Annotated in this window: 22 protein-coding genes; 7 read left to right on the plus strand and 15 right to left on the minus strand. The window is 67.6% G+C overall.

What is annotated here, in order from left to right:
* Positions 1-312: 312 nt before the first annotated feature.
* The 4 genes from ACFQ9K_RS11255 to ACFQ9K_RS11270 all read left to right on the plus strand — a co-directional run bounded on the left by ACFQ9K_RS11255 (position 313) and on the right by ACFQ9K_RS11270 (position 4,611).
* Positions 313-975, plus strand: coding sequence for a hypothetical protein (locus ACFQ9K_RS11255; RefSeq protein WP_378724337.1), 663 nt, complete (start codon positions 313-315; stop codon positions 973-975).
* A 212-nt stretch (positions 976-1,187) separates the two neighbouring features.
* Positions 1,188-2,480, plus strand: a complete 1,293-nt coding sequence (locus ACFQ9K_RS11260) for a PP2C family protein-serine/threonine phosphatase (RefSeq protein WP_378724335.1) — start codon at positions 1,188-1,190, stop codon at positions 2,478-2,480.
* A complete protein-coding gene (locus ACFQ9K_RS11265) occupies positions 2,477-4,111 on the plus strand; it encodes an ATP-binding protein (protein WP_378724333.1) in 1,635 nt (544 codons plus the stop codon). Before ACFQ9K_RS11260 ends, ACFQ9K_RS11265 begins: the two co-directional genes overlap by 4 nt.
* Positions 4,112-4,167: 56 nt before the next feature.
* Positions 4,168-4,611 (plus strand): response regulator, encoded by a 444-nt coding sequence (locus ACFQ9K_RS11270; RefSeq protein WP_150408255.1) that lies wholly within the window; start codon positions 4,168-4,170, stop codon positions 4,609-4,611.
* Between the two features lie 24 nt (positions 4,612-4,635).
* On the opposite strand, the gene ACFQ9K_RS11275 is transcribed toward ACFQ9K_RS11270, so the two are convergent.
* The 10 genes from ACFQ9K_RS11275 to ACFQ9K_RS11320 form a co-directional block, all read right to left on the minus strand.
* Positions 4,636-5,004 carry an STAS domain-containing protein gene (locus ACFQ9K_RS11275; RefSeq protein ID WP_378724331.1) on the minus strand — a complete coding sequence of 123 codons (369 nt, stop codon included), beginning with the start codon at positions 5,002-5,004 and terminating at the stop codon, positions 4,636-4,638.
* A gap of 232 nt (positions 5,005-5,236) precedes the next feature.
* Positions 5,237-5,812 carry an alkaline shock response membrane anchor protein AmaP gene (locus tag ACFQ9K_RS11280; protein WP_378724329.1) on the minus strand — a complete coding sequence of 192 codons (576 nt, stop codon included), beginning with the start codon at positions 5,810-5,812 and terminating at the stop codon, positions 5,237-5,239.
* Positions 5,812-6,348 (minus strand): DUF6286 domain-containing protein, encoded by a 537-nt coding sequence (locus ACFQ9K_RS11285; RefSeq protein ID WP_378724327.1) that lies wholly within the window; start codon positions 6,346-6,348, stop codon positions 5,812-5,814. The genes ACFQ9K_RS11280 and ACFQ9K_RS11285 overlap by 1 nt, the downstream gene beginning before the upstream one ends.
* Positions 6,345-6,671 carry an Asp23/Gls24 family envelope stress response protein gene (locus tag ACFQ9K_RS11290; RefSeq protein WP_378724325.1) on the minus strand — a complete coding sequence of 109 codons (327 nt, stop codon included), beginning with the start codon at positions 6,669-6,671 and terminating at the stop codon, positions 6,345-6,347. The genes ACFQ9K_RS11285 and ACFQ9K_RS11290 overlap by 4 nt, the downstream gene beginning before the upstream one ends.
* Positions 6,668-6,856, minus strand: coding sequence for a hypothetical protein (locus tag ACFQ9K_RS11295; RefSeq protein WP_378724323.1), 189 nt, complete (start codon positions 6,854-6,856; stop codon positions 6,668-6,670). Before ACFQ9K_RS11295 ends, ACFQ9K_RS11290 begins: the two co-directional genes overlap by 4 nt.
* Entirely contained in the window at positions 6,857-7,366 is a 510-nt protein-coding gene (locus ACFQ9K_RS11300; RefSeq protein WP_378724321.1) for an Asp23/Gls24 family envelope stress response protein, read from the minus strand. It lies immediately after the preceding gene.
* 97 nt (positions 7,367-7,463) lie between these two features.
* Positions 7,464-7,781, minus strand: coding sequence for a hypothetical protein (locus tag ACFQ9K_RS11305; protein ID WP_378724319.1), 318 nt, complete (start codon positions 7,779-7,781; stop codon positions 7,464-7,466).
* Positions 7,778-8,155: an Asp23/Gls24 family envelope stress response protein gene (locus ACFQ9K_RS11310; RefSeq protein ID WP_378724317.1), complete on the minus strand. Its 378-nt coding sequence runs from the start codon at positions 8,153-8,155 to the stop codon at positions 7,778-7,780. Before ACFQ9K_RS11310 ends, ACFQ9K_RS11305 begins: the two co-directional genes overlap by 4 nt.
* Positions 8,152-8,754 (minus strand): Asp23/Gls24 family envelope stress response protein, encoded by a 603-nt coding sequence (locus ACFQ9K_RS11315; protein ID WP_378724315.1) that lies wholly within the window; start codon positions 8,752-8,754, stop codon positions 8,152-8,154. Before ACFQ9K_RS11315 ends, ACFQ9K_RS11310 begins: the two co-directional genes overlap by 4 nt.
* Entirely contained in the window at positions 8,745-9,311 is a 567-nt protein-coding gene (locus ACFQ9K_RS11320; RefSeq protein ID WP_378724313.1) for an RNA polymerase sigma factor, read from the minus strand. Before ACFQ9K_RS11320 ends, ACFQ9K_RS11315 begins: the two co-directional genes overlap by 10 nt.
* Before the next feature lie 167 nt (positions 9,312-9,478).
* Between ACFQ9K_RS11320 and ACFQ9K_RS11325 the strand changes: the two genes are divergently transcribed.
* Entirely contained in the window at positions 9,479-9,685 is a 207-nt protein-coding gene (locus ACFQ9K_RS11325; protein WP_378724311.1) for a CsbD family protein, read from the plus strand.
* A 69-nt stretch (positions 9,686-9,754) separates the two neighbouring features.
* Complete coding sequence (locus ACFQ9K_RS11330; RefSeq protein WP_378983120.1) at positions 9,755-9,946, plus strand: hypothetical protein; 192 nt, start codon at positions 9,755-9,757, stop codon at positions 9,944-9,946.
* Positions 9,947-9,950: 4 nt separating this feature from the next.
* Here the strand turns inward: ACFQ9K_RS11330 and ACFQ9K_RS11335 are convergent, their stop codons facing one another.
* The 5 genes from ACFQ9K_RS11335 to ACFQ9K_RS11355 all read right to left on the minus strand — a co-directional run bounded on the left by ACFQ9K_RS11335 (position 9,951) and on the right by ACFQ9K_RS11355 (position 23,706).
* Positions 9,951-11,090, minus strand: a complete 1,140-nt coding sequence (locus ACFQ9K_RS11335; protein ID WP_378724537.1) for a Kelch repeat-containing protein — start codon at positions 11,088-11,090, stop codon at positions 9,951-9,953.
* Positions 11,087-12,262, minus strand: a complete 1,176-nt coding sequence (locus tag ACFQ9K_RS11340) for a Kelch repeat-containing protein (RefSeq protein WP_378724539.1) — start codon at positions 12,260-12,262, stop codon at positions 11,087-11,089. The genes ACFQ9K_RS11335 and ACFQ9K_RS11340 overlap by 4 nt, the downstream gene beginning before the upstream one ends.
* Positions 12,259-13,521: a Kelch repeat-containing protein gene (locus ACFQ9K_RS11345; RefSeq protein ID WP_378724541.1), complete on the minus strand. Its 1,263-nt coding sequence runs from the start codon at positions 13,519-13,521 to the stop codon at positions 12,259-12,261. The genes ACFQ9K_RS11340 and ACFQ9K_RS11345 overlap by 4 nt, the downstream gene beginning before the upstream one ends.
* A gap of 1 nt (position 13,522) precedes the next feature.
* Positions 13,523-22,774 (minus strand): neuraminidase-like domain-containing protein, encoded by a 9,252-nt coding sequence (locus tag ACFQ9K_RS11350; RefSeq protein WP_378724543.1) that lies wholly within the window; start codon positions 22,772-22,774, stop codon positions 13,523-13,525.
* Between the two features lie 110 nt (positions 22,775-22,884).
* Entirely contained in the window at positions 22,885-23,706 is an 822-nt protein-coding gene (locus tag ACFQ9K_RS11355) for a hypothetical protein (protein ID WP_378724545.1), read from the minus strand.
* A gap of 300 nt (positions 23,707-24,006) precedes the next feature.
* On the opposite strand from ACFQ9K_RS11355, the gene ACFQ9K_RS11360 reads away from it, so the two are divergent.
* Positions 24,007-24,756 (plus strand): IclR family transcriptional regulator, encoded by a 750-nt coding sequence (locus ACFQ9K_RS11360; RefSeq protein ID WP_378724547.1) that lies wholly within the window; start codon positions 24,007-24,009, stop codon positions 24,754-24,756.
* Positions 24,757-24,789: the final 33 nt, after the last annotated feature.

Consider the following 24,789-nt stretch of genomic DNA (forward strand, 5'->3'; position numbering starts at 1 on the left):
ACTCTCAGCGGTGCGGCAGTTCGGCGAGCTTACCGGTGTGCTGCGGGCCGCCAACGGGCGTGGCCCCTCCCCATTTTCACCAGCAGACCTACCAAAACCGCGCAACTAGTTGCTGTCGCGAACAATACATAAGCCCGTCAATCCATTATCACCGCGGGTGGTGGGTTCCGGAGAAACCCGCGCCCGGATAGCCGCCTGCTATGTAAGGTCTTTCGTGTCTCGCCGCGCGCGGGACATGCTTCTGCGGCGCGGGCTGCGGTTCGCCTTTGTCGCAGGATCCGACCAGCATCCGGCGACAGGGGGAAACAACAGATGTCCGACAACGACCCGGCACCCGACGCGGCGCCACCGGCGCCGAGCCCACCCACCGATCCGCCACCCGCACCGAACGACACCAGGCCGGCGGGCTCCACCTCATTCTGGCGGCCGGCATCCCTGTGGCGGTCGACTCTCCTCTGGACGGCGGTGGGCAGTGTCGCGACCGTGGTCGCGTTCGTCTACACCGTCGCCCACGACCGCGGCTCCGACGCACCCTCGGCCGCCCCGACCGACTCCGCTGTCCCCGGCCTGTCCCCGCGACCGACCACCCCCGAACCACCGTCCCTCACCCACGGCCACCGGAAGATCGCCAACGTGGAGGGCATCGACCTGGACACCGGACAGGTCCGCGACCAGAACCAACCCGGTGTGGACATGAGCCCGTCCAAGAACGCCGACTCCCTCAACGCCATGACCAACGGCCACGCCCGCTTCGCCATCCCGCGCACCGACGCCGGCTCCGGCCTGGACCGCTGCACCGCGATCGTGCCGGGCGCCTGGAGCCAGACCCTGGACAACGTCTACCACCTGCCCACCGGCGGCCGCCTGTGCGTGCAAACCGATCAGGGCAATCTCGCCGAACTCACGCTCACCCACATTCCTTCGGCCGCGGAGCAATACCTCGAATTCGACTTCACCACCTGGCGTCCTCGGTAAACCCGTCGCCGCGTGAGCCCGGGAGCGTACCCGTAGACATCCGCGACACCCACTGCACCCAGTAAGTCTCGTTCGATCCGACGGGGACGGTAATGTGGCACGTCGCGTGGTACAAGACCCGGAGGGTGCGCTGCGCGAATGTGGGTACTCCGCGTTAGTTGTATTCGGCGACCACCGAATAGGTCAACGCGGATGGAAGGAGACCGGAGTCGATGCTTTCCGGGCAGAGTAGGCAGGTAGGCCTCCTCGGCGACGGTGACGGCAAGGCCCGCGCAGAAGCACCGATTCCCGAGCGCCGACCAGACCGCGCCACCGTGTGGAGTTGGCCGGATCTGTCGGTGCTGCTGGTCGAGGACGATCAAGCCGACGCGTTGCTGGTCGAGGAGCTGATCGCCGATGGCGCGCCGGGCCTGCCGGTGCGCTGGGTGCGATCCGCGGCCGAGGCGCGGGCGCTACTCGCTGAACAGATACCCGATTGTGTGCTGCTCGACCTGCACCTTCCCGACGCGCACGGTCTGGAGACCTTGGGCGTGGTGCGTGAGTACACCGACCGGGTCGCGGTGATCGTGCTCACCGGACTCGACCAGGAGCAGACCGGGCTGGCTGCGGTTGCCGCAGGCGCCCAGGACTACCTGGTCAAGGGCCGGATCGAGCCCGAATTGTTCGGGCGCGCACTGCGTTACGCCATTCAGCGTAAACAGGCCGAACGGGCCGCCGCGGCCCTGCGGACCAGTCAGATGCGCGCGCAGGAGAACGCCCGCCTCGAACGCGGCCTGCTGCCGACACCGCTGCTGCGCGGCGAACGCTCGGTCGACATCGTCGCGCGCTACCGTCCTGGCCGGGCCAACGCGCTGCTCGGCGGCGACTTCTACGACGTGGTGCAGCAGGCCGACGGCACCGTGCACGCGCTGATCGGCGATGTCGCCGGCCACGGCCCGGACGAGGCCGCGACCGGTGTCGCGCTGCGCCTGGCCTGGCGCACCCTGGTGCTCAGCGAGATCTCCGGCCTGCGTCAGTTGCAGCTGCTGGAGGAGGTCCTGCTCGCCGAACGCACCGGCAAGCAGACCTTCGCCACCCTGACCAGCCTGATCCTGCGTCCCCAGGATCACCGGGTGATCGTCACCAGGGCGGGGCATCCCGGCATGCTGATGCGCACCGGCACGCAGGTGGATTGGGTCGAGGTGCCCGGCGGTCCCGCGCTCGGCTTCCTGCCCGGCCGCGCCGAGTGGGCTGCCTACGAGATCGCGCTGCCGCTCGGCAGTGGCCTGATGCTGTTCACCGACGGGCTGTTCGAGGGCCACACCGACGCGGGCCAGGACCGCCTCGGCGAGGAAGGCCTGCTCGCGCTGGCCCGCACGATCAGCGCGGCGGAGCCGGTGGAATTCGTCGACGAACTGGTCCGGCGCGCCGAGGCGCTGGCCGAGTCGCACGGCGGACTCGAAGACGACGTGGCGGTCATGTACTTGCAGTGGAATCACCGAGACCTGAAGCAGGACAATCGATGACGACTCCCCCCGGCAACCGGTCGATGGCCGGTCGGCTGACCGTCCAGGGCTGGTTCATGCTCGTGCTGGCCCTGATGGTGATCTTGGTGATCATCGGCACGGTGATCGGCGCGCATCAACTCACCAAAACCAACCGGGTCGCCGATCGGATGGTCGAAGAGCTGCAGCCCGCGACCGCCGAGACCTACCGGCTGCAGGGCGCGCTGATCAACCAGGAGACGGGCATCCGCGGCTACGCCATCGGCGCCGACGCCCAGTTCCTCGCACCGTATGCCGAAGGCGTCCAGGACGAAGCACAGTCCGCGGCCAAGATCCGTCAGCTGCTGGCCGGCCGTCCGCAGCTGCTGGCCGACCTCGACGCGGTGGAGCGGGCGGCCGCCGACTGGCGCAGCGGCTATGCCGAACCGCTGGTCACCTCGGTGGCCGCGCGCGGCCCCCGGGCCATCGGCGAGGCGGACGCGGCCCGCGGCAAGGCCGCCTTCGACCAGCTCCGTGCCCTGTTCACCACGCAGAACGCCGATCTCGCCACCGAGGTCGACCGCGATCGAGCCGAGCTGAAAAGCAGGCGCACCGTCCGGGATACCGTGCTCGGCGCGATGGTCGCCGCGTTCCTGATCGCCGCGTTCGCGCTGACCGCGCTGGTGCGGAGGCTGGTCGCGCGCCCGCTGAACTATCTGGAGACCGCTTCCCGGCGCGTGGCCGACGGCGACTACGAACACCACATCACCGCGCACGGCCCCGCCGACCTGGCGACCGTCGCGGAGGCGGTGGAGGACATGCGCCGCCAGGTCGTCGCCGAGCTGGAGTCCTCTCGCGTGCAGGAGGCGGTGCTGGCCGCGCAGACGGCCGAACTGGACGCGCAGACCGCGGAGCTACGCCGCTCCAACGCCGAGCTCGAGCAGTTCGCCTATGTGGCCTCGCACGATCTCCAGGAACCGCTGCGCAAGGTCGCCGCGTTCTGCCAGCTGCTGGAGAAGCGCTACGCCGACCAGCTCGACGAGCGCGCGATCCAATACATCGACTACGCGGTGGACGGCGCCAAGCGGATGCAGGTGCTGATCAACGATCTGCTCACCTTCTCCCGGGTCGGCCGGGTCATCGACGGCAACGTGCCGATCAGCCTGGACCAGACCCTGGACAAGGCGATGACCAATCTCTCGGTCGCCGCCGAGGACGCCGAGCTGCGCCTGGAACGCCCCGAGGAGTTGCCCGAGATCAACGGCGACCCGACGCTGCTGACCATGCTGTGGCAGAACCTGATCGGCAACGCGATCAAATTCCGTGCGCCCGATCGGACGCCGGTGGTCGAGCTCGCCTGCGTCGCAGATGGCGACACCGGCGGCTGGTTGTTGTCGGTGACCGACAACGGTATCGGCATCCCGCCTGAATTCGGGGAGAAGGTATTCGTGATCTTCCAGCGGCTGCACAACCGCGAGGAATACACCGGCACCGGTATCGGGCTCGCGCTGTGCAAGAAGATCGTCGAGCACCACGGCGGGAAGATCTGGCTCGACCCCGAATACACCGGCGGCACCCGGTTCTGGTTCACCCTGAACTCCCCGGTACCGGCCGAAAAAGCAAGCGCACTCGAAGAAACCGGTGCGCAGGCCGAACCCAGCCTGCCCGGCTGATCCCCGATAACGCTGTCCCGCAATAACCTTGCCCCGATAAATACAGGAGATTCCTCTTGAGCATTCCCGGCCAGCCCATCGATATCCTCCTGGTGGAGGACGACCCCGGCGACGAGTTGATGACTCGGGAGGCGTTCGAAGACAACAAGATCGGCAACACCCTGCACGTCGCGCACGACGGCCAGGAGGCCCTGGATTTCCTGTACAAGCAAGGCGAGCACGCGGGCGCCCCGCGGCCGGATCTGATCCTGCTCGATCTCAATCTGCCCAGATACGACGGCCGTCAGGTGCTGGAGCGGATCAAGGCCGATCCGGAGCTGGCGCACATCCCGGTGGTGGTGCTCACCACCTCGGCGGCGGAGGAAGACATCCTGCGCAGCTACAAGCTGCACGCGAACGCCTACGTGACGAAGCCGGTCGACCTGGACCAATTCGTCTCGGCTATCAAGCACATCGACGATTTCTTCGTCCAGGTCGTCCGGCTTCCCCGGCAGCGCTGACCACGGGTGCGCGCTGCCCCGGCCTCAGGCCGGGCGGCGCGGTTCCTCGACGGCGAGCGCTTCGTCCACCGTGTTGTGCACGCTGAGCAGCTTGTCCAACCCGGTCACCTCGATCGGGCGGCGCACCGGCGGCGAGGCCACCACGCGCACCTGGCCCGCTGGCAGCGTCTCCGCGGCCACCAGCAGGACACTCAGTCCGGCGGAGCCGAAGAATTCCACCCGGGACAGGTCGATGACCAGCGTGCTCGGCTGGTCCCGTAGCGCGTCGTCCACCGCGGCCTGGAACTGCGGCGCGGACGCCATGTCGATTTCCCCGTTGAGCGATAGGATTCGCGCGGAATCCACCGAGCGCACGTCCGTGTCCAGGCTCTTCGCCTTCCCGTCCGCGCTCATCGAGCACTCTCCTGGACACCGGCGCGGACGGCGCCACCGAGCGCCATTCGACCTCGGCTCGACCGAACCGAGCCTGCTACACCAAACCGGTTGCCTGGCATCGCCACTTCGCTACCTCCGACGCGTCGACCCTCCGCCCGCTCGAGCACGCGCGGAGATGATCCAACTGGCCAAACTACCGTAGGCCGTCCGCGATCGCCGCGCCCGCCTCGGCCTGCCGCGCGGATAAAGATCAGCGCACCCTGGCCTGCCGGCGGTCTTCGGCGAAGTCGAGTTCCAAGCTCACCGGAATGACCTCCACCTCCAGCGCCGCGCGCAGCCGGGTCACCGCGTGGCCCAGAATCCGGCGGCGCAGTTCGGCGATGTCGGCGGTCGGTTCCGCGGTGACCACCAGGTGCAGCTCGGGTGCGCTGCGGCCGCCGGACAACCAGGCCGAGGCGCTGCGCACCCCCTCGTAGCTTTCGATGTCGGAGGCCACCGGGGCGGCGGCGACGGACGACTCCAGCACGGTGGTCCCGGCCCATTCGGTGCCCCCGGTGCGCCAGGTGACCGACTTGGGCATCCGGAACACCTGGGCCAGCAGCCAGCGCAGGCACAGCAGACCGATCAGCACCGCGACGACGACCGCGGCCCACAGCACCCAGGCAGGCGGCGCGTCGGTGCCGGGGACGAGGGTGTCGTCGGAGCGCACCCAGCGCAGCCGCCCGTAGTGCGCGGCGACGGCGAGCACGCCCGCGGCGAGCAGCAGCACGCCGGTCAGCCCGAGCACGGTCCGGTTCAACGCGGCCGGACGATTGGTGCTACTCATCACGCCTCTCCTGTCTTCGGTCCGCGCAGTTTGGCCCGCACGTGCCGGACCCGCTGCGGGCCGATCTCCTGCACCCGGCGGGTGAGCGTTTCGCAGATCTCCGCGGGCAGGCCGTCCGCGCCGGTCCGTTCGGTGTGCGCGGACACCTTGACCGCTTTGCGGCGCAGGCGGATTCGCGCGGAGCTGACCCCGTCCACCGAACCCGCGGTGCTGCGCAACGCCGTGCGCAGTCCACCGCGGGTCACCCCGGCCGATATGCCGTCCTCGTCGCCGAGCGGCAGCACGGCCGCCCGGCCCGGCCACAGCGCCAGCGCGAGCAGCCCGGCGCCGAACACGATCGCCCCGATGCCCACGGCGAGCACCGGCGTGTCGTGCCAGGTCATGCCGTGCAGGTCGGTCGCGACGCTGTCGTAGGACAGGAATTCGTGCGCGCCGACCAGGCGCTGGATCAGCGACACCGTCACCGCGACGCAGACCGCGAGCAGCAGCACCGCGACGACGACCGCCGGACCCGCCCGGCGCGGCCTGCGGATCATCGGACTCTCCTTCCGCCGCCGACGGTTTCGATGGTCAGCTCGGTGACCTCGATGTCGATTCCGCTCACCGCGAGCCCGGTCAGCTCGCTGGTCCGCCGGGCCAGGTGGGCGCGGCACGCCTCGGTCACCCGGCCCACCGGCGACGGATACAGAATCGGCAGCCGCACGTCCAGGGCGGTCCGGTTGGCGAAAACCCTGGCGTCGACCCGGACATCGGCGCCGACGCCGGCCACCTCGCGCGCCGCCTGCGCGACGATCCGCTGGACCGCGCGCGGGGCCACCGTGGTGACGCCCGGATACTCGTCGGCGACGACGGCGGTCATCGCCTGCCCTTGCGCTGTGCCGACTGGACCAGCCCGGCCAGGTCCAGCTCGCCGTCGAGCCAGCGGCCGACCACCAGGCCGAGCACGGCGAACAGCAGCACGATGGTGAAGGCGCCGAACCCGCCGAACGCACCGGCGAAGCCGAGCGCGAGGCCGACGGCGAGGCAGATCGCTGTCGCGTTCATCTACTGCACCCGGCTGCTCTGCACCGGCTCGTCATCGTCGCCGGGGATGTAGACGTCGTTGACGTTGATATTGACCTCGACCACGTCCAGCCCGGTCATCTGCTCGATCGCGTTGATCACGTTGCGGCGCACCGCGCGCGCCAATTCCGCGATGGCGACGCCGTATTCGACCACCAGCTCCAGGTCGACCGCGGCCTGGGTCTCCCCGACCTCGACCGAAACCCCCTGGCCGATACTGGCGGACGCGCCAGGGATGCGATCGCGGATGGCGCCGAACGCACGGGCCGCGCCGCCACCAAGGTCGTGCACGCCGCGCACCTCGCGGGCCGCGAGCCCGGCCACCTTCTGCACGACGATGTCGGCGATGGAGGTGGTGCCCTGGTCGCTGGCCAGCTTGCTGTTCTTGTCGGGGGTCGCGGCGGAGCCGGCTGCCCGGCTCGCCTGCGGCTTGGTGTCGGCGGGTGCCTTGGTGTCCGTGTTCTTGTCAGTGGTCGTCGTCGTGGTGCTCATAGCTCCTCCTGATTTCCCTTGCGGTACAGCGGACATCGGCTGTTCATCTGGATCGACACAGGATCGGGCCCGATCGTCACGGGCAGGTTGGTGTGACCTAGGTAACCCCCTCGCCGCCGAAGGCTCCGGCATCGAGTTCGGCCACGACCACACGCAAACGGGCATCGGACCAGTCGGTGCCGGCCAGGGCGGCACGCAGTGCGGCCGTTGCCTTTTCCAGCAGCGGCGCCAACGGCAGCTCGGCCGCGGCGACCCGAACCTCGATCCGGTCCGGCCCGACATCGACCGCGAAACCTCGTGCGTCCCAAGGCCACCAGGCCGGGCTCTCCGCGCCGAGGGGGGTCGCGGGGCGGATCCCGTCGATCGTGTCCAGCGCGCCCAGGAGCACGGCGATGACATCGCTGGTAGAAGTCACCGGCGCTCCGGCTCGATATCGAGAATGGTCACCGACACCTCGTCCACCGCCTGCCCGGTCTGTTCGAACACCACCCGTGAAACCTCCTGTTGCACCGCGTGTCCGATCACCGCCGCGGGGCGTTCCGCCGAAATCACCACGTCCACTTGCACACTCAGCGCGCCCCCGGCGCCGCGCCGCACCCGTACGCCCTCCGACGCCGCGGGATCGGTGTTGGTCAGGCGTTGCTTGCCGACCCGCACCAGCGACGAGACCAGCCCGCGCACACCGGGTTCCAGCCGGACCACGCCCGGCGTCGCCAGCGCCGCCCGCGCGGCCACCGCGGCGACGACCGGCGCCTCGATCCGTACCTCGGAAACAGCATCGGTCGTCATCGCCGCGGGTCCCCCGTTTCGTCGTCCTCGTAGATGTCCGCGACCACCAGATCCAGCGTCTCCAGCACCAGCCCGACCTGCGCGGCGAGCGCGGCGGTGACCCGTTCGCGCACCACCGGCAGCGCGTCGCCGACCGTCGCGTGCCCGAACCGGATGGCGACCGACAGCTCGACCGCGACCACGGTCTCCCCGTCCATGCCCATCCCGACCCGGCGCACCCGGCACTGCCTGGCGCGCACGCCCGGCACCGAGTCGGCGGCGTAGCGCAGCACCGTCGCGACGGCTTGTTCGCTCACCTCGACCGTGCCGGGCGCGGGGGTCGGGAGCACCAGGGTCCGGCCGCGCCGGGCCTCCGCGCGCACCGCGGACATGATCCGCCCGGTCAGATCGGGCGGCGCGGGATCCGGTTCATCGATCAGTTCCTTGGTCGCCACGCGCAGCGCGAGCAGGCTGTCGCGGGCTGCCCGGCAGTGCGGGCAGGTCTTCTCGTGTTCGTCGCCGAGACCGGCCTCGACCGCGTCGAGCCGATCCCAGACCTGTTCGATCTCCCGGCCGCAGGGCAGCCGGTAATCCTGTTCTGTCGTGCCGTTCACCGCCATGGTTTCATCACCTCGGACAAGTGGGCTCGCGCGCGGGCAATCCGGCCGCGCACCGCCGTCGTATTCACTTCGACGATGTCGCCGATCTCCTCGTAGGACAGCCCGTGCACCTCGCGCAACAGCCAACAGGCGCGTTGTTCGGGCGTGAGCAGCTGCAGCGCCGCGTTCAGCGCTTCCAATTGCGTGCTCACCTGCACCGCGTGCTCGGGCTGGGTGTCCGAGCGGGGCGATTCGGTGGTCTCCGGGTCGACCTCGACCGTAGGCTTGCGGGCCCGGATCACGTTCAAGCAGCGATTGGTGGTCATGCGGTAGAGCCAGCCGACGAACGCGGCGTCCTCGTTGAGCTGGGGCAGGCGCCGCCACGCACCGAGAAACACCTCCTGGACGACATCTTCCGCATCGGAGCGGTCGGCGAGCATCTTGACCGCGAGCCGGAACATCCGGTCCTGATAGCGCACTACTAACCGCTCATAGGCCCGCATGTCGCCGTCACGTGCCCTGCTCACCAGGGTTGCGTCATCCGGCGTGGTCTCGGTGACCGGCTCAGTCGTGGTCACAGCACCTCCTCCACCGCTCATCAGTCAGACACCGGGGATTGGAAACCGTCACGGCCAGTATGACGTGATCGTTGTCTCATTGGTTGCTGCGTGCGCTTTGCCGAGCCGCCGTGTCAATACGACGTGTGCATCCATCCCGGATGTGCCGCGACACAGCGGAGGTTTCGATGTCTCTGAGCGACAAGATCGGCAACAAGGTCGACGAGTTCGGCGGCAAGGCCAAGGAGGCCGCGGGCAACGTGACCGGTGACGACGATCTGCGTGCCGAGGGCAAAGCAGACCAGGTCGAGTCGGCCGTCAAGGGCGCGGTGGAGAACGTGAAGGACGCCATCGGCGACGCGGTGGACAAGGCGAAGAACGCGTTGGGCAAATAGCCCGCGCGTGCGGTGTGCGGCCGCGAGTACGGCCGCACACCGCCCGGCTCGAACAGGGGTGTTATGACAGTGATCAATCATCGACCGACCAGGATCGCCGGTGTCGAGCCGGGGACCGCGCTGCTGGCCGTCGCGGTTTGCCTGGCGTTGACCATCGGCGTCGCCGCGCTGACGCAGTCCGTGGTCGCGACCGTGGCGGCCGGAGCGAGCATCGTGGCCGGGCTGGCGCTGGTGCTGGCCATTCTGCCGAGCAAGGCTTGACGGACTACGGGGTGTAGATCTCCGTCGACGCCGGCAGATCGTCCGCACTGCTACCACCCGCGGCGAGCACCCGGCCGTCGGTCAGCAGGGTGGCGGCGAAATCCATGCGGCCGTAGGACATCGGTCCCGCCGCGCTCCAGGTGTCGGCGTACGGGTCGTACAGCGACGTGGCGAGGAACTTGGCGAACAGGTACTGCTCGTCCCCGCCGCCGAACACGACCACCTTTCCCGACTTCAGCGTGATCGCGTGAAACCGATCCCGGCCGAACGGCATTCGTGCCGCGGGCGCCCAGCGATCGGTCACCGGATACCACCGCTCGGTCGTGTTCAGCGAATGCGTGTCATACACCGGACCCGCCGCCCAGCCGTGGGCGGCGCCGCCGAGCACCAGCACGCTGCCGTCCGGCAGCAGCACCGCCCGGTGGGAGAGCCGAGGTATCGCCAAAGAGCCGGTCGCGCTCCACTTTCCGGTTGCCGGATCGAAGATCTCACAGAATGCCATCGGCGCGACCTCCTCGTGTCCGAGGACCGCGCCCCCGCCGACCACCAGCACCCGGCCGTCCGCGAGCAGCACCGCCTGGTGCGAGGTCCGCTCGTCGGCCATCGGCTCGGCCGGCGCCCAGGTGTCGGTCTGCGGGTCGTACAGCTCGGCTGAGTCGACCGACCCGACATCATTGGTGCCCACCCGTGGTTTCGCGCCACCCGCCACCAGCACTCTGCCGTCGGAAAGCAGTGTGGCACTGTGCATGCTGCGCGGAACCGTCATATTCGTCCGGGTCGGCGTCCACTTCTTGGTCTTCGGGTCGAAGTGCTCGGCCGTGGCGAGGATGTCGAACGGCTGCCGGTACGGGCCGGTGATGCCGCCCGCCACCAACACCGTTCCGTCCGCCAATCGAGTCACCGAATGCAGCCGGCGGCCGAGCGTCATCGATGTCGAGGCCGACCATGTCGTGCTGACCGGGTCGAACAGCGCGGTGGCGGCCACCGCCGCGAACGTCGCGTCGGCACCACCGGCGAGCACGGCGGCGCCACCGTCCAAAGCGACCAAGGCGTAATCGTTTTCGAAGGCTCTGCTGCCCGCAGGCAGGTCCGAGGCATAGCTCCACACGGCCGTCCGGACCGGTGGACTGTCGAGTGCGGTCACTGTTCTCCCTCCGCGGGCGTGTAGATCTCGGTGCTCGCGGTGAGCCGCCAGTTGGTCGACGACCCGTCGAGATGGTCGACCCCGCCGGTGACCAGCACCCGGCCGTCGGCCAGGGCGAGCGCGCCGAAAGCCCAACGGCCCGTGGCGAGTCCGGCCGCCTGGTGCCAGGACATGGTGGCCGGGTCGTAGATCGCGGTGCTGCGCAGACCGGTGGACATGTTTTTCGCATTGGCCCCGCCGATCACCAGGACTCGGCCGTCATGCAGCAGGGCAGCGCGGTGATACAAACGGGCGCAGGACAAATCGGTGTCGCGCGTCCACACTCCGGTGGCCGGATTGTAGCGTTCGGTCGTCCAATCGCTGCCCGTGTTGAACGCCCAGCCCGCCACCCAACCGGGCCAGCCGCCACCGGTGACCAGCACGGTGCCGTCGAGCAGCACCGTCGCGGTGTTGTCGAATCTCGGCCGGGCCGTGCTGCCGGTCGGCGTCCACTCCCCCGTCGCCGGATCGAAGATCTCACAGAAGGCGAGGTCGGTGTAGGTGCCGGAGCCGACATCGGCAGTGCCGCCGATGACCAGCACGCGGCCGTCGAGCAGCAGCACCGCCTGATGCACCGACCGAGCGTCGTTCATCGGTTTGATCTTGGTCCAGGTCTTGGCGTCCGGGTCGTAGATCTCCGCGGTCGCGGTCGTGCCGGATGTGCCGGAACGGTCTGCGTATCCGCCGGCCACCAAGACCCGGCCGTCGGCGAGCAGGGTTGCCGAGTGCGCGGTGCGGCCCACGCTCATCGATCCGGCCGAGATCCACTTCCCGGCGATCGGATCGAAGCGTTCGGCCGTCGCCAGACCGGCGAACGTGTTCTGCGGCATCGGATAGCCACCGGTCGCCAGCACCGTGCCGTCCGGCAGCCGAGTGAGCGTGTGCCCGCTGCGCGCCTCCGTCAGCGGGCCGGTGGTCGTCCAGGTGCCCGGGCCAGGGTCGAAAACAGCACATGCGGAAACGGATCCGAAGTTCGTGCCCTGTCCGCCCGCGATCAGGACCCGCCCGTCCGCGAGTTGCACCGGGTTGTCCCCCATGCCCTGCCAATTCACCGCGACGGGAGCGTCTTTCGCGCTTCGCCAGACTCCGTCCGCGATCGGGCCAGCGAATTCCATTGTGCTGACCGAGCTCATGGCGTGTACACCTCCGCGGTCGCGGCCAGCACGCTCTCGCCGAAAACCGGTGCCGCGGCGCCGGACCGGACGATGCCGCCCGCGACGAAAACCTCGTCTTCCGGCAGGCCGACCGCCGCCATCGCCCAGCGCCCGACCGCCATATTCGCGGCGATCGTCCAGGTGCCCGCGGCTCCGGCCGCACCGGGTGTGTAGAGGATCGTGTCGGAATAGCCCACGTCGAAGACGCCGCTGTCGGTGCCGCCGATCACCAGCACCTTGCCCGACTTGGGCAGCAGCACGGCGCGATGCTGACTCAGCCCCCATGGCATGTCCGCGTCGACCGTCCAGGCACCGATGCCGTTGGCGTCGAGCCGGAATCGCTCACAGGTCTTCAAGCTGTACGGATCGATGATCGAGCTGAAGGAGTGGGTCAGCACATCACCTCCGGTCACGAGCACCGAGCCGTCCGTCAGCGCGGTCGCCTGGTGCCCCTTCCGTGGCGTGCGCAAACTGGCGGTCGGCGCCCATGTCCCCTTGTCCGGAGTCGCTCCGGGGGTGAAGATCTCGCAGTAGCCCAGCGCGGCGTACTGGCCGCGGCCGATGGTGATGACGCCACCGATGACCAGGACCTTGCCGCCGGTCAGCGGAATCGCCGTGTGCCCGAACCGGATGTCGGTCATCGGCTTGACCGTCGTCCAGGTATTCGTTGCCGGACTGTAGATTTCGGCCGAGCGCAGCGCGCGATTGGTGTCCGCCGACCGCGCCGAGCAACCCCCGGCGACCAGCACCGAGCCGTCCGGGAGCAGGGTGGCAGAGTGCGAGAACCGCGGCTCGTTCATCGAGGCAACCGTCCGCCACGCGCCGCCGCCCACGGCCGGATCGAACAGCTCCACCGAGTTGATGCCGCGGGCCGGCGTTGTGGCGGCCCCGGTCACACCGCCGGTCACCAAGACCTTGCCGTCCTGGAGCTTGGTGATGGTATGCAGCCTGCGCGGGGTCTCCAGCCGGCCGGCGACCCGCGTGCCGGTGCCGGTCGGCAGGTCGTAGACCACCGACGTGAACAGCGCCATGCGGCGGCCGTCTTCACCGCCGGCCAGCAACACTCGGCCGTCGTTCAGCCGGATGGCGGTGTCGTTCGGTTCGGCCCAGCAGGCGGGTTCCGGCATGTCACCCATCATGGTTCGCCAGGTGCCCAACCCGGCCGCCGTGGCGGTGCGATCGGTCGGCTGGTCGGCGTGGAACGGCCGCAGCCGCAACGGATCTACAGACGATCGCATTTCAATTCTCCTTCAGGCTGTACGGGCACACCAGCAGCAGGTCGAGCACGGCGTCTGGATTCAACCGCCGGTCGGTGGTGAGCAGGTTCGGGTGCAGGCCGGTGATCGGCGCGGTGATGATCCAGTCCTGCCCCGCATCGCGCACCTCGATGTCTTTGATGGTCGAGTACGAGGTCCGTGGCAACCCGCCGAGCGTCGGGTCCGCACCCAGTTCCGCGGTGGGCGGATTGGTACTGCCAACGTTCAAGGTGGCTTTCAGCTTCGCGCCGCCCTCGTCGGTGTAGTAGTCGACCAAACGCTTCTTGCCGTCCGGGCCGAGCTCATGCGAGAGCACCAAAATCAGCTCCGGACTCGAGACGATGTATCGATGATCCCGGAACAGGTGCGGGAACTGCGATTTCGACAGCCGGAAGGTGGCGGCAGCAGTGCCGCCGGCCGGGGTGGCCAGGAACTTCTGCCACTGGTCGGCGAATTCTCGACGTGCGCTGAACACCCGCAGCAGTCCCTTGCCCCCTCCCCCGCGGACCCAGAAGTCCAGCGCTGCCTTCATTTCGGCGATCGCGGCGTCACCGAGTGTGCTGCCGCCGTCGCGCGCGGTGTAGCGCAGGTGCAGCACTACATCGGTGATCGTCTCGTAGTCGAACTGCCGGAACTCGTTGGGCAGCGACAACTTCCACTGGCTTATCGCGCCCATGCCCTCGAACGGCAGGAACCGTTCGTCGTGCAGGTCGGTCTCGAACAGGCCCGTGTCGTCCTGGCCGGTGCTGGTAACGATCGACTCGATCGGGCCGGTGTAGTCGCGGAAGCGAGTGTCGTGATCCGGCTGATCCTGTTTGCGCCGGTATTTGCCGTCGGAGAGCCGCGAGTCGATCCGAACGCTGCTTCCGGTCAGGGTGGCGGTGAGATTCACGCCGGTGTACGGGCCCGCCACGCATGGCACCGTGATGCTCACATTCTTGATCCGCCGGAAATACTGTCCCGGCGCATCGAGATCGAACAACGCTTCCGGTACGGAGACGTAGCAGCTCCCGGTCTCCTTCAGGCTCAGCAGTGCTCTGGCATCCAACTGCGCCAACGAGATCCGCTTTGTCATCTCGAACTCGCGGGCGTTTCCCTCCAGATAGGCGGCGTCCATCCGGTTGAGGTCGGCCATCAGCCGCTCCCCCGACAACAACCCCTTGTGCAAGCTGTCCCAATACCCGAAGTTGATGAAATTTGAATCCTCGACGCCCAATTCATGGCGGTAGGACCGCTCCGCCCGCTTGGCCACGTCGTACGCCAGTTGATACGCCTGGAAGAAGCTGGTGGCCAGGCGGCCGATCATCCAGTCGTAGAGTTCACGGTTGGTGAACTTGCCGGTCAGGAACTGGTCGACCTCGCCCGCCTGACGGATTTGCAGGTCATGGTTGTCCCGCTCAGACTGGGCGATGCTCAGATGCGCTGTGGCAGCCGCGATCTGCTGTTCGGCGTGTTCGATCTCCGCCTGTGCCTGGGCTGCCTGGAAGTCCCAGTCGTCCGCACGCCGCCGATAGCTGCCGATAGTGGCGGCCAGCGCGCCACCGCCGTGCAGCACACCGGAGATGATGTCGAGCGCGCCTGCCAGATTCTCCAGCGACTTCGAGACATTGCTGCCGCCGTAGGTCACGCCGACGGTGGTCACGAAGCCGATCTTGGCCTCCGGTATATGCGACGTCGCTCCTGCCGCGATCCGGATACCACCGGAGACGCCCTGCACGAGCAGTCCCAATCCGGCCATGACCGTATGGGTGATCTCCCAGCCGTTCATGAAGTCTCGACTCGCGTAGTAGTCGAGCTTGCCTTGCGCGATGGCACGCGCCTTCCGCGCCGCCTCCAACGCGTCGGAGGCTTCGGTAACCTGTTGCGCCTTAACCGTTTTGACCGCGTCCAGCATTGCCTTCTCGTGACTCGACCGCAACCGGGCGAGCGCCTCGACGTCCCGCTTCTCCAGCGCGGCCAGCAACGCGGATCCGAACGATTTGACTTCTCCCGCAAGCTCTTTCGACTTGGCCAGCATAGGACCGAATCGGTAGTGCGGTAGCGGGGCACTGACATCGTCCAGCACCGTCGACAGGTCGGCACCGGAGGCCGCGGCGCGCACCAGCACCATCGGGTCGATGACGCTGCCGAAGGCGGCCAGTTGGCGAGTGCCGCCGGCCAGGGTCCGGCCGGTGCGGATCTTGTTGAGCCGATCCTCGACGATATCCCAATAGGCGAGCAGCTTTTCGTTGCGTGGAACCCGGAAATAGTCGAGCCAGGCCGAACCGACACCGACGGTGATGCCCGGCGAAACTGTCGCCGTCGGGTGGTCTTCAACGACCGCGACAAGGTGCTCTGCCGCTACCACGGCGTTCGACGCGACCGGGTTGGCGGTAGCTATGGTCCGGAAGCTCTGCGGCACAGCGGGTGTGCTGTCGAACACCGCCTCCGGGCGTCGGCCGAGCAGCTCGGCGGCGAGGATATAGAGCTGGGCCGCCTGGTTGATCGACTCGCCGGTGTCCTGCTGGAAGAGCTGGTCGCCCCAGGCGATCAGGTTGTCCAGATACTTCATCACGACCGCCTTCTGGTAGGCGGTACTGCGCAGGCGAGCGACGATGTCCGGCTGGAAGGGATGGGACAGCCAGACTTCGACGTTGCGCTGCTCCTCGATATTGCCGTCCGCGAGACGCTTCAGGATCTCCTCGATGCGCTGCCTGTAATAGTCGCTGCCCGGCTTCGTCGGATCGCCTACGGTGCGGAAGAACGGCTTGGTGCGCCAGAAGCGTTGCGGCGCAGTCAGTCCGGAGCGATCAGTGGGGTCGAAGATGAGATGGAACCATTTCTGCGCATCGGCGAACTTCTGGTTGGTGGTCAGCCGCTCGGCGAGCAACAGCGGGGTGTGGAAGAACAACTCCCAGTTGTACTGCGCGTAGGGGCCGGTACCGCTGAAATCCATGTCCTCGTCGGGGTATTCCCCGCCGAGGACGCTGGCCTGGACGCCATAGACATCCTCGAATACGAATTTCCCAGAGTCCCGGCCGGATTGCAGCTGGACATTCCTCGATACCAGGGCATCGAAACCGCCGATGCTCAACTGCTCCATCAGCTGCTCGACGTACGGATGATAGAAGGACTTGGCGCGCATCCACGGGTGGCTGTGCGGGGTCGCGTTCGTCACCTCGAACACGAAACTTCTGATGCCGTCGGAAACGAACATGAAGAAGCTCGCCCAATCGTTCTGCGGTCGATGCGAGAAGAGGACGCGCAGCGGTGGGCTGGGGATCTTGCGCAGCACCATGGTCAGTTCGGGGGGCAGTTCCGCACCCGCCCGGTCATCACCCCACATCATGGTGCTCGACCCGTCGAACTCGTTGTTGAAGGTCACCATGTCGACCGGCGGATCGACGAAATACTGTCTCGGTGCCCCTTCCGACGACGGGAACAGAATCGCGCTCAGCGGCTCGACCACCAGCCGGCCACTACGGGCACTGAGCCGGAAAGTGCCGCGGGCTACGGCGGTGTAGTGCTGCGGGGCCGTCGTTCCGGCGGGCGGATTGTTGTCGGTCACCGAGATGCTGTTGTTGTAGGTGGCGTGAATCAGCAGATCCCCGTTGCCGGCGAACTCCGGCAGGAAGCGATATTTCTGTGACCTGATGGGATCGAATTCGCTCGGAATGTTGATGTCGTAGCGCGGACTCGGCAGGAACGGCTTGGTAGCGATGGCGGATTCCGATATCTTCTTGGCCTGCCAGCCGTCGGCGTTCAGCCTGCTCCATTCGAGTTTGATGTTCCAGTATTGTGGTGCCGGCCTCATCACGTTGTCGTCGTCGGGCAGGTGGTGGATTTCCTGCGGATCGTTCGCCAACGTGAACGTCGCCCAGAACAGGTACAGTTGCTTGTTCCAGATCACCGGCACCAGGGTCTCGCTGCCGATGTCGAGGTCGATCTTCTGCCACGCCGTCCAGTAGGTCCGATTCACCCAGGTACGAAAGTAGTAGAACCGCGGTGTGGAGTCGCTCCGCGCGAACACGTAGACAGTCGAAGTGTCGTGGTCGGTGTACATTCCGCACGGATGCAGGCGCGCCACCTCGTACAGCTTCTCCAGATAGTGGTGGGCGGCGGTGCCCACGTTCTCCTCGGAAACCTCCTTCTGCATGATCTCGTTCTCGATATCGGTGAAGAACGCGGTCTTGTCCGGGCGCAGATCGGGCTCGAAATAGTTCTCCGGGTACAGGAAGACCTTCTGGTTCGCCTCCCACAGCCGGTACTGCTTCATCCACTCCCACTGCCCCCACAGGCTGGTGTCGGAGGTGTTGACCAGCGGCTCCAGGTTCAACAGGCAGCGCTGCACAAATAGCTGCACGCTGTAGATGGCCTGGGCCATCCGAGTGGTCAGCTGGCTCGGGCCCATTTCCACGTCGAGCAGGAAATAGTCGTGCAGGCCGTTGGTGTCGGTCCATTCCGGCACGACGATCCGGTCGGTGGCCAGCAGCGGGTTGGCGACCAAGTAGGACACCAGTGCGGAGCGCTGCAGATCGCGGATCGCGTCCTGCATCGGCGCCGCGACAACGGGCCAATCCGCCAGTGCGTGTTTGGCTTTCGCCGTCTGCCAAGCCGCCTCGGCGGCCGCGGGCGTCGGTTCAGCATGTCTCCACAGGCCGAGCCGGTCGGCCGTGACCCCGAGCCGCACCAGCAGCCGCACGGCCGAGTCCACGGCGCGCAGCGCAGCGACGTCAAGGAATCGAGCCGCGGCGGTGAGACCCAGCAGCGGGGCGAGGATCCCGAGATCCGCCGCGTTCCAACCGGTTCGGACGGCCAGCTCCCGAACGACGTCCGAGACCCCGGACGCCGTACTCGCCGCGACCGCGAACACCTTGCCGAAGGTGTCGATGCCGCCTGGTATCGCGGCGCGCACCCGGAACAGGTCCAGCAGCCGGACGAACGTGCCGAACAACGGAGCGGGCCCGACGACCGGCGCCGATGGCAGTTCGTTGAAGTTCAACCAGCCTGCCTTATCCGCGTAGCCGAACGCGAAGGGCAGCTCGACCGCGTCGACGCGCAGTCGCGCCAGCAGCAACGCGACCCGATGAATGCGGCTCAGCGCAGTGAACTGCTGCCCGAACGCGGCTCTGGTCACCGGAACGGCCACGTCGCTGCTCACGAAGACGGGTGCCAGGAAGTCTTCCAGCACCACCGATCCCGAGCTCGACCGCAGCCAGGTGCCGAGCAGCAGGTCGGCGGTCGCCGGGTTCAAGTCCGCGGCCTGACCGAGTTGCTGCTTGATGGTGATCTCGCTGAGGGTGCGACGTAGCAACGGGTTGAGGATGCCGAGTACCACCCGGAAGCGCTCGGCGGGCACGGTCGAGGAGTCCCGGAAAAAGGTCTTCGCGACCTCCAGGTCGAGGAATTTGTTCTCGTCGGGGATGTCGACTACCTCCTGTACCCGGCGTAGTTCGGCGACCGCCGCGGCGATGGCCGAGCCCGACGGCGCGGCGGTCAACGCCTCGGCATCGGCCTGTGACAGGTACCCTCGGCTCTTGAGCATGTGGTCGTTGATGTCGTAGAACACCTTGCCGCTCAAAGTCTTCGGCACCTGGTAGTCGGCGGGCATCGTCGGCTGACTGGCCGTGAACACCGGGATCCGCCGAGCCTTCATCCGTGCCGCTACAAACAGCCTCGGCGCCCAATACAGTTCATCGACCGCGGCCTGATACTCGGCGCCCGCCGCGACCTTCAGCAGGCGCGTCTTCTGGTCGTCGGTCATCGGGCCGGTGAAGAACAGCTGCTGGTTCGTGGCATCGAAGCGGACCGGCACCTTCGGCGGAAACACCGCGGTCTCCGGCAATGCGGTCAGCTTCGCGGTGTAAGTGACGGTACCCAGCAGGGTGGCGACCGCATCCTGGGCCAGCGCCGGGTCCCAGCCGAGCAGGGTGAGCTGCTTGCGTGTGAGCTCGCCACGCTCGTCGAAGGTCTGCGCGGTCTGCTGGTACACCGCCTGAAGACCGGCACGCAGCGCGGTGAGCGTGGCCGCCAGGTCGATGTCGTCGGGAACAACCCCGCCCGGACCGGGCAAGGGGGCGGTGAGGACCGCGTCCACCTCCGGAATCGTCAAGCCCGCGTTGCGGATCGCTTCCACCGCGTCAAGGAACTGTTCGGTGACGGCGGTTTGCGCGTAGACGGGCGGTGGTGGCGCACTACTGAGCAGGCTCGGCGGCTGCACCGGCGCGCCCCCGGCTACCTCGTTCTCGACGCCCGGCGGAAAAGCGGGCAGGGTCGTGACCACCATCGGCAGTATCGGATCACCGCCGGCGACCTCGGCACTGGGCACCACGGCGGCGAACAGTCCGGCCAGCGCCGGGAACGGGCCGCCACCGCCGTGTAGTTCTATGAGCCGCAACAGATCTGGAATGGTCAGGTACAGCGCCCGAGCCAGCGTGATCGTCCGAACGAGCGACGACAGATTGGCGAGGTTCAGAATTCGGTCCGGCGTGACCGCTCGTCGCCCGGTGGTCAATGCCGTGAGGTCGTCGTCGGTCACCTGCAGTACCGCGAGCAATGCCGCGGTGATGGACGGTTCGGTCAGGCTGCCGAGTACCGCGAGTTCGGTGCGGTCGGCGCGCAATGCGAAGGGGTTCGCCACACCCGGCTGGGTGGGGACCACGGAAGGGTCCAAGAACAGCCGGTCATAGGGCGGCAGACTGGTGTCGCGGCGGTAGACGTGGGTGTCGACCGTATTGAAGAATGTCAGCGCCTGCTCGATCGAAAGGTCCAGGCGCGCCGCGAGTTTACGGACAGCGGCGAGAGTGCGCAGAGTCTGCCGATCGAGCTCGCCCCGACTGTTGCAGCCGTGAATGGCCCGATCCAGCTGCTGAGCCGACCAACCGAGCGCGCGCTGCAATCGGACGAACCGATGTAACCGGTCGAGCGCCGCCGGGTCCAGCCCGACGAGGGTCATTCGCGTTGTCTCGTAGGGATAGTCCGGGTGCGCCTTGATGGAGAGGACTGTGCCCGGGTTGACGAACCGCGTGTCGAGCAGGTGGGTAAGCTCCTCGTACCGCAAGGAGCAGGCATCGAGCAGGGCGCGGAGATTGCGCAATACCCCGACCAGGTCGGTGTCGGGGGCCATACCGTAGTACTCCGCGAGCGTTCGCGCGGGCATGACTGGTTCACCGGCGATGATCCGCGCCGCGACGGTGTTCAGCCCGAGGCGTTCATCGACCAGCAGATTCGGCGAGTCTGGTTCTGTACCAATAGTTTCCAGCAATGTGACGCGAGAGACCCCGGCATGGGCGAGGTAGGCGTCGGTCTGTTCACGGAAGAGGTCGAACGGCAGATCGAACGGATAGACTGCGGCCCGCAGTTTCGCGTAGGCAGCCGGGTTCACGTGCTGCGGTTGGATGCGCAGCGTCGCTTGATCACCGGTGCTCTGCCGCTGTTTCGCCGGAATAGGCGCGTCCGGCACGACCGCCGATTCGAGGAGCTCGTTGACCAGGTCGACATACGGGAGATTGAGATCGGTGTTGTCGTCGTTCAATTCGACGTCCCACAGGTCGGGGCGGCGAGCGTACAGCGCGTTGGCCACCGGCCCTTCGTCGGTCGCGTTGCCGCCCCCCAGCCTACGCAGGAAATACAGCAGGTCGACCAGGTACGCGGGCTGCCCGTAGATGGATCGAGACGGCGTGAAAGTGCCATAATCGGCCGGGCCGAACAGCTCTGCCCAGTCCGGGATCGGATGGGTCGCCGATAGCGGGTCGGGATCCGCCAGACTCGGCAGCCACGGCACATCGAAGTGACCGGCCGTCCGGAAGTCCGCGACCAAGTTGGTCGCGGCGGCGTTGACCAGGGTGGCCCGGTCGTGCACGGCATGCGCGGTATCCGGGTCGAGCACCTCGGAAACCTTGCGCGCGAACATGTCCCGCCCCAGTGCCGCCACCGCATGTGCCGAGTCGAATCCGTTGTCGCGTAACGCCTGCATGGTGCCGAAGTCCCGGGCGATCTTGAATGTGCGCTGGATCCCGGCCAATTCGAGCCGCGCTTGCGCATCCGGCACAGTACTCGCGGTGACCGGTGTGCCGACGATATCGAACTCAGGGTTGTCGGCCAGGAAACGGGCCGACGGCGTCTGCGCGTAACCGGATCGGATCGACAGCTCGTGTGCGAGATGTGCGGTCGGATAGCGCTCGACAGCACGCCGATGCAGTTCACGACTATAGTTCGACACCTGATTACCGTCCGGAGCCGACCCGTTGAGGGCGGCCTTCGACTTCTCCGGTACACCGCCGGTCTGCTCGATCAGCCCGACCCAGATGTCACTGGACCGCACCAACTCGCGCGGGTGGCCCAACACACCGTCCTCGAATTCGGCGAGCAGCGCCCGCACCAGCGCCAGGTTGCCGTCAGTGAGCGCATGCAGCTCGAACGCGAGCCGAAGACGCTCGACGTACGCCCCGACGACGGCGTCCTCGGCCAGTCCGTCCCACAGAGCCGCCAGATCGGACGGCCGGTTCAGGTACGCGGCGTAGGCGCGCTCGCGCCCGGCCTGGTCCGGAATAACCTCGGCGATCACCGCGCTCATCGGGTCGGTGGCCGCGGCGCCGTCCGGGCGCACGGCGGCCGAGACATACTGAGCACGAATGGCTGCCGCGAAATCATCTGCGCCTTCGGCTGTTTCGATGATGCCCGCGTCGGCGGCGGCCGTGATCGCCGCCTCGACATCAGCCGGTGATTGCCTGCCCAACTGCACCGGAAACCCCTGCCGGAGTGCACCATAGAACATGTCCGCACGCAGTCCGGTGTCCGCGGCGAGCCGGGTGGCCGCCGCCATTTGCGCGATCGATCGCTTGTCATAGCCGATCACCCGGGCCAGGTGGTCGATATCGGCGGTATCGAGGTCGTCCAAGGCGGTCCCGTCCAGCAGCGGAGCCAGGCGAGCGAGCACAGATCCGTATTCGCCACCGCGCCGGGCCGGTACCCGCAGGTCGACCGTCGTCGTGTCGCCCGCCCACGGGTGGGCAGTCTCAATGGTGGGTTCACCGTCGAGAGCAAGCTGAACGATCAGTGCCGTCGGCGCGCCCGTTGTCGTGAGCTCGACCCGATATCGCCCGGCGGCATCGGTAGTCCCTTCGCCGAGAGCGTTTTCCGAGCGCAGGCGGCGCTCCGCCACGGTGACCACTGCCCCCGCGATCGGATTGCCATCGGGGTCCTTGACCGTTCCGACGACCGAGCTTTGTTGGGTGACAACCTCGTTGGCAGTCATTGATGTCCTTTGCGATGTCAGATCTGGTGAATCGTCGGATGGTCTCGGCGGCGGGCAGCGCTCGGCCGCGGTGCCGGTGGTGCGGGCCGGCGCCGCGGTCGAGTGCGTGGCTACTTCCGCGGGCGTTCGAGCGCGTCCTCGACGGCCGCGAGGGCGTCGACGGGGGTGCGGTTCTGGCCCTTGTCGTTCTGGCCGAGCTGGGGCCAGCCGCTGCCCTCGGGGCCGAGCAGCTGGATCCAGATCGCCCGGGTCTTGTCGAGCAGCTCGCGCTGCTCGAGGTCGCTCAGTGCGGACATGAATTCCTCCTCTATTCCGACGCCGCACGCCGCGGCGAAATCCTGGGGTGACATGTCGTAGGCGGCATTCATGTCGCAGTCGCCGAACGGCGGGCAACCCTCGGGCAGGCCGCCGCCGTAGCCCTGGCCGTCGGTGTATTGGTGGGCGAGCTGGCCGGGCAGGTTCGGGTTGCGGCCGTAACCGGCGCCGACCATGCGCAGGCCGTCCGGGCGGTCGGGCCACATGGCGAAGAAATCGGCCTGGTTGGCGTAGCCGATCACCCGGCGGCGGTCCCCGAGCCAGTCGGCGAGCTGCCAGTAGGCGGCGTTGATGCCGCCGGACTGATCGCCGCCGGGATTGCCCCCGGACTCGACGTCGATCATCACGATCATCCGCGGATGCGGGCCGCCGAGGCCGGCGACCATCTCGCGATGGGTCGCGACGGTCTCCAGCCAGTTCGGCCGCCAGTAGAAGTACACGACGAAGCACGCCAGCCGACCCGAATCGACTGCCCGGCAAGCCCATTCATAGTTCGCGGCGAAGTTCGGATCGCGGAACGTGCCGTCGTTGGAGCGGAAGCTGAGGATGCCGTGCGGATAGGAATCGTCCACCGGCGCCTGGAAATACGACACGTCCGCGAAAAGACTGTCGACCATGTGATCTCCCTCGATTTCGTCTGCCCGAAATTCCCCGAGTGGTTGCTCGCGCCGCGCGGTTTCACCGGCTCGACGCCGTGAGACGTCGATGAAACGTGGGTGAAGGGCCGAAACCGGAGACTCTTCCGTGTAGAAGAACCGCCCGGCGCCGGTTCGGCGCGACGGACCAATGCTGTAGCTGGTCGGCCGCCCGCGGAAGTTGTCGGTCTGATGAGCGAACCGGGCGTTCCATTTGCTGGACCGTGAACGATAAGCACCACGTGCTCGGTTCGTCGCAGTATCTGCACGGGAGGACAGAGAGTGAACGAAACGACGATGGAAAAGCCGGCCATAGGGGGGCGCGGCGTGCTCGAGGGGGCATTTGCCCTGTTGGAGGCCCTGGCGCACGGGGACGAGCTGGGCCTGACCCAGCTGGCGTCGACGGCGGGACTGCCGAAGGCGACGGCCTATCGGTTACTCAATCAACTGGTGGTGGAAGGAGCAGTACAACGCCGCGGCGGGCGGTATCAGATCGGGCCGCGGGTGTTCCGGCTCGGGCAGACCTGGCAGCCTGCCCGGTTGCTGCGCGGTGCCTCGGCCCGGCCGCTCGGCCAGCTGACGGCGGCGACGGATCGGGGCGGTTTCAGCCTGTCGGTGACCGATCGGGGGCACACGATGTTGATCGGGGGCATCGGGCGGGAGATCGACGAGGTCTTCCCGCTGCGCGCGGGGGTGTTGCTGCCCTCGGGCACGGCGGCGGAGCAGGTGCTGGCGATCGGGCATCCGAATCACACGCCACCGGAGGGGTTCTCGCCGCGCGAATGGAACCGCCAGATCACGGTGGCGCGCGAGCGCGGACTGGCCTACGACACCGACATGAGCCGGTTCGGGCTGGCCTGTGTCGCGGCGCCGGTGCGCGGGCCCGCGGGTGAGGTGGTGGCCGCGCTGGCCGGGACCGTGGGCGAGCTGAACCGGCTGCCCGCGATCGCGGAGGCGGTACTGCGGGCGGCGGGGCTGGTGAGCGCGAATCTGACCAGGCTGCTCCGATCGCAGGGGGTCATGTCGCTCTGAAGGTGAAGAGCCGTCGGGGTGTCGCCCAGGCAG

It is taken from the genome of Nocardia sp. NPDC056564, assembly GCF_042793755.1.
In the GTDB taxonomy this organism is placed as follows: domain Bacteria; phylum Actinomycetota; class Actinomycetes; order Mycobacteriales; family Mycobacteriaceae; genus Nocardia.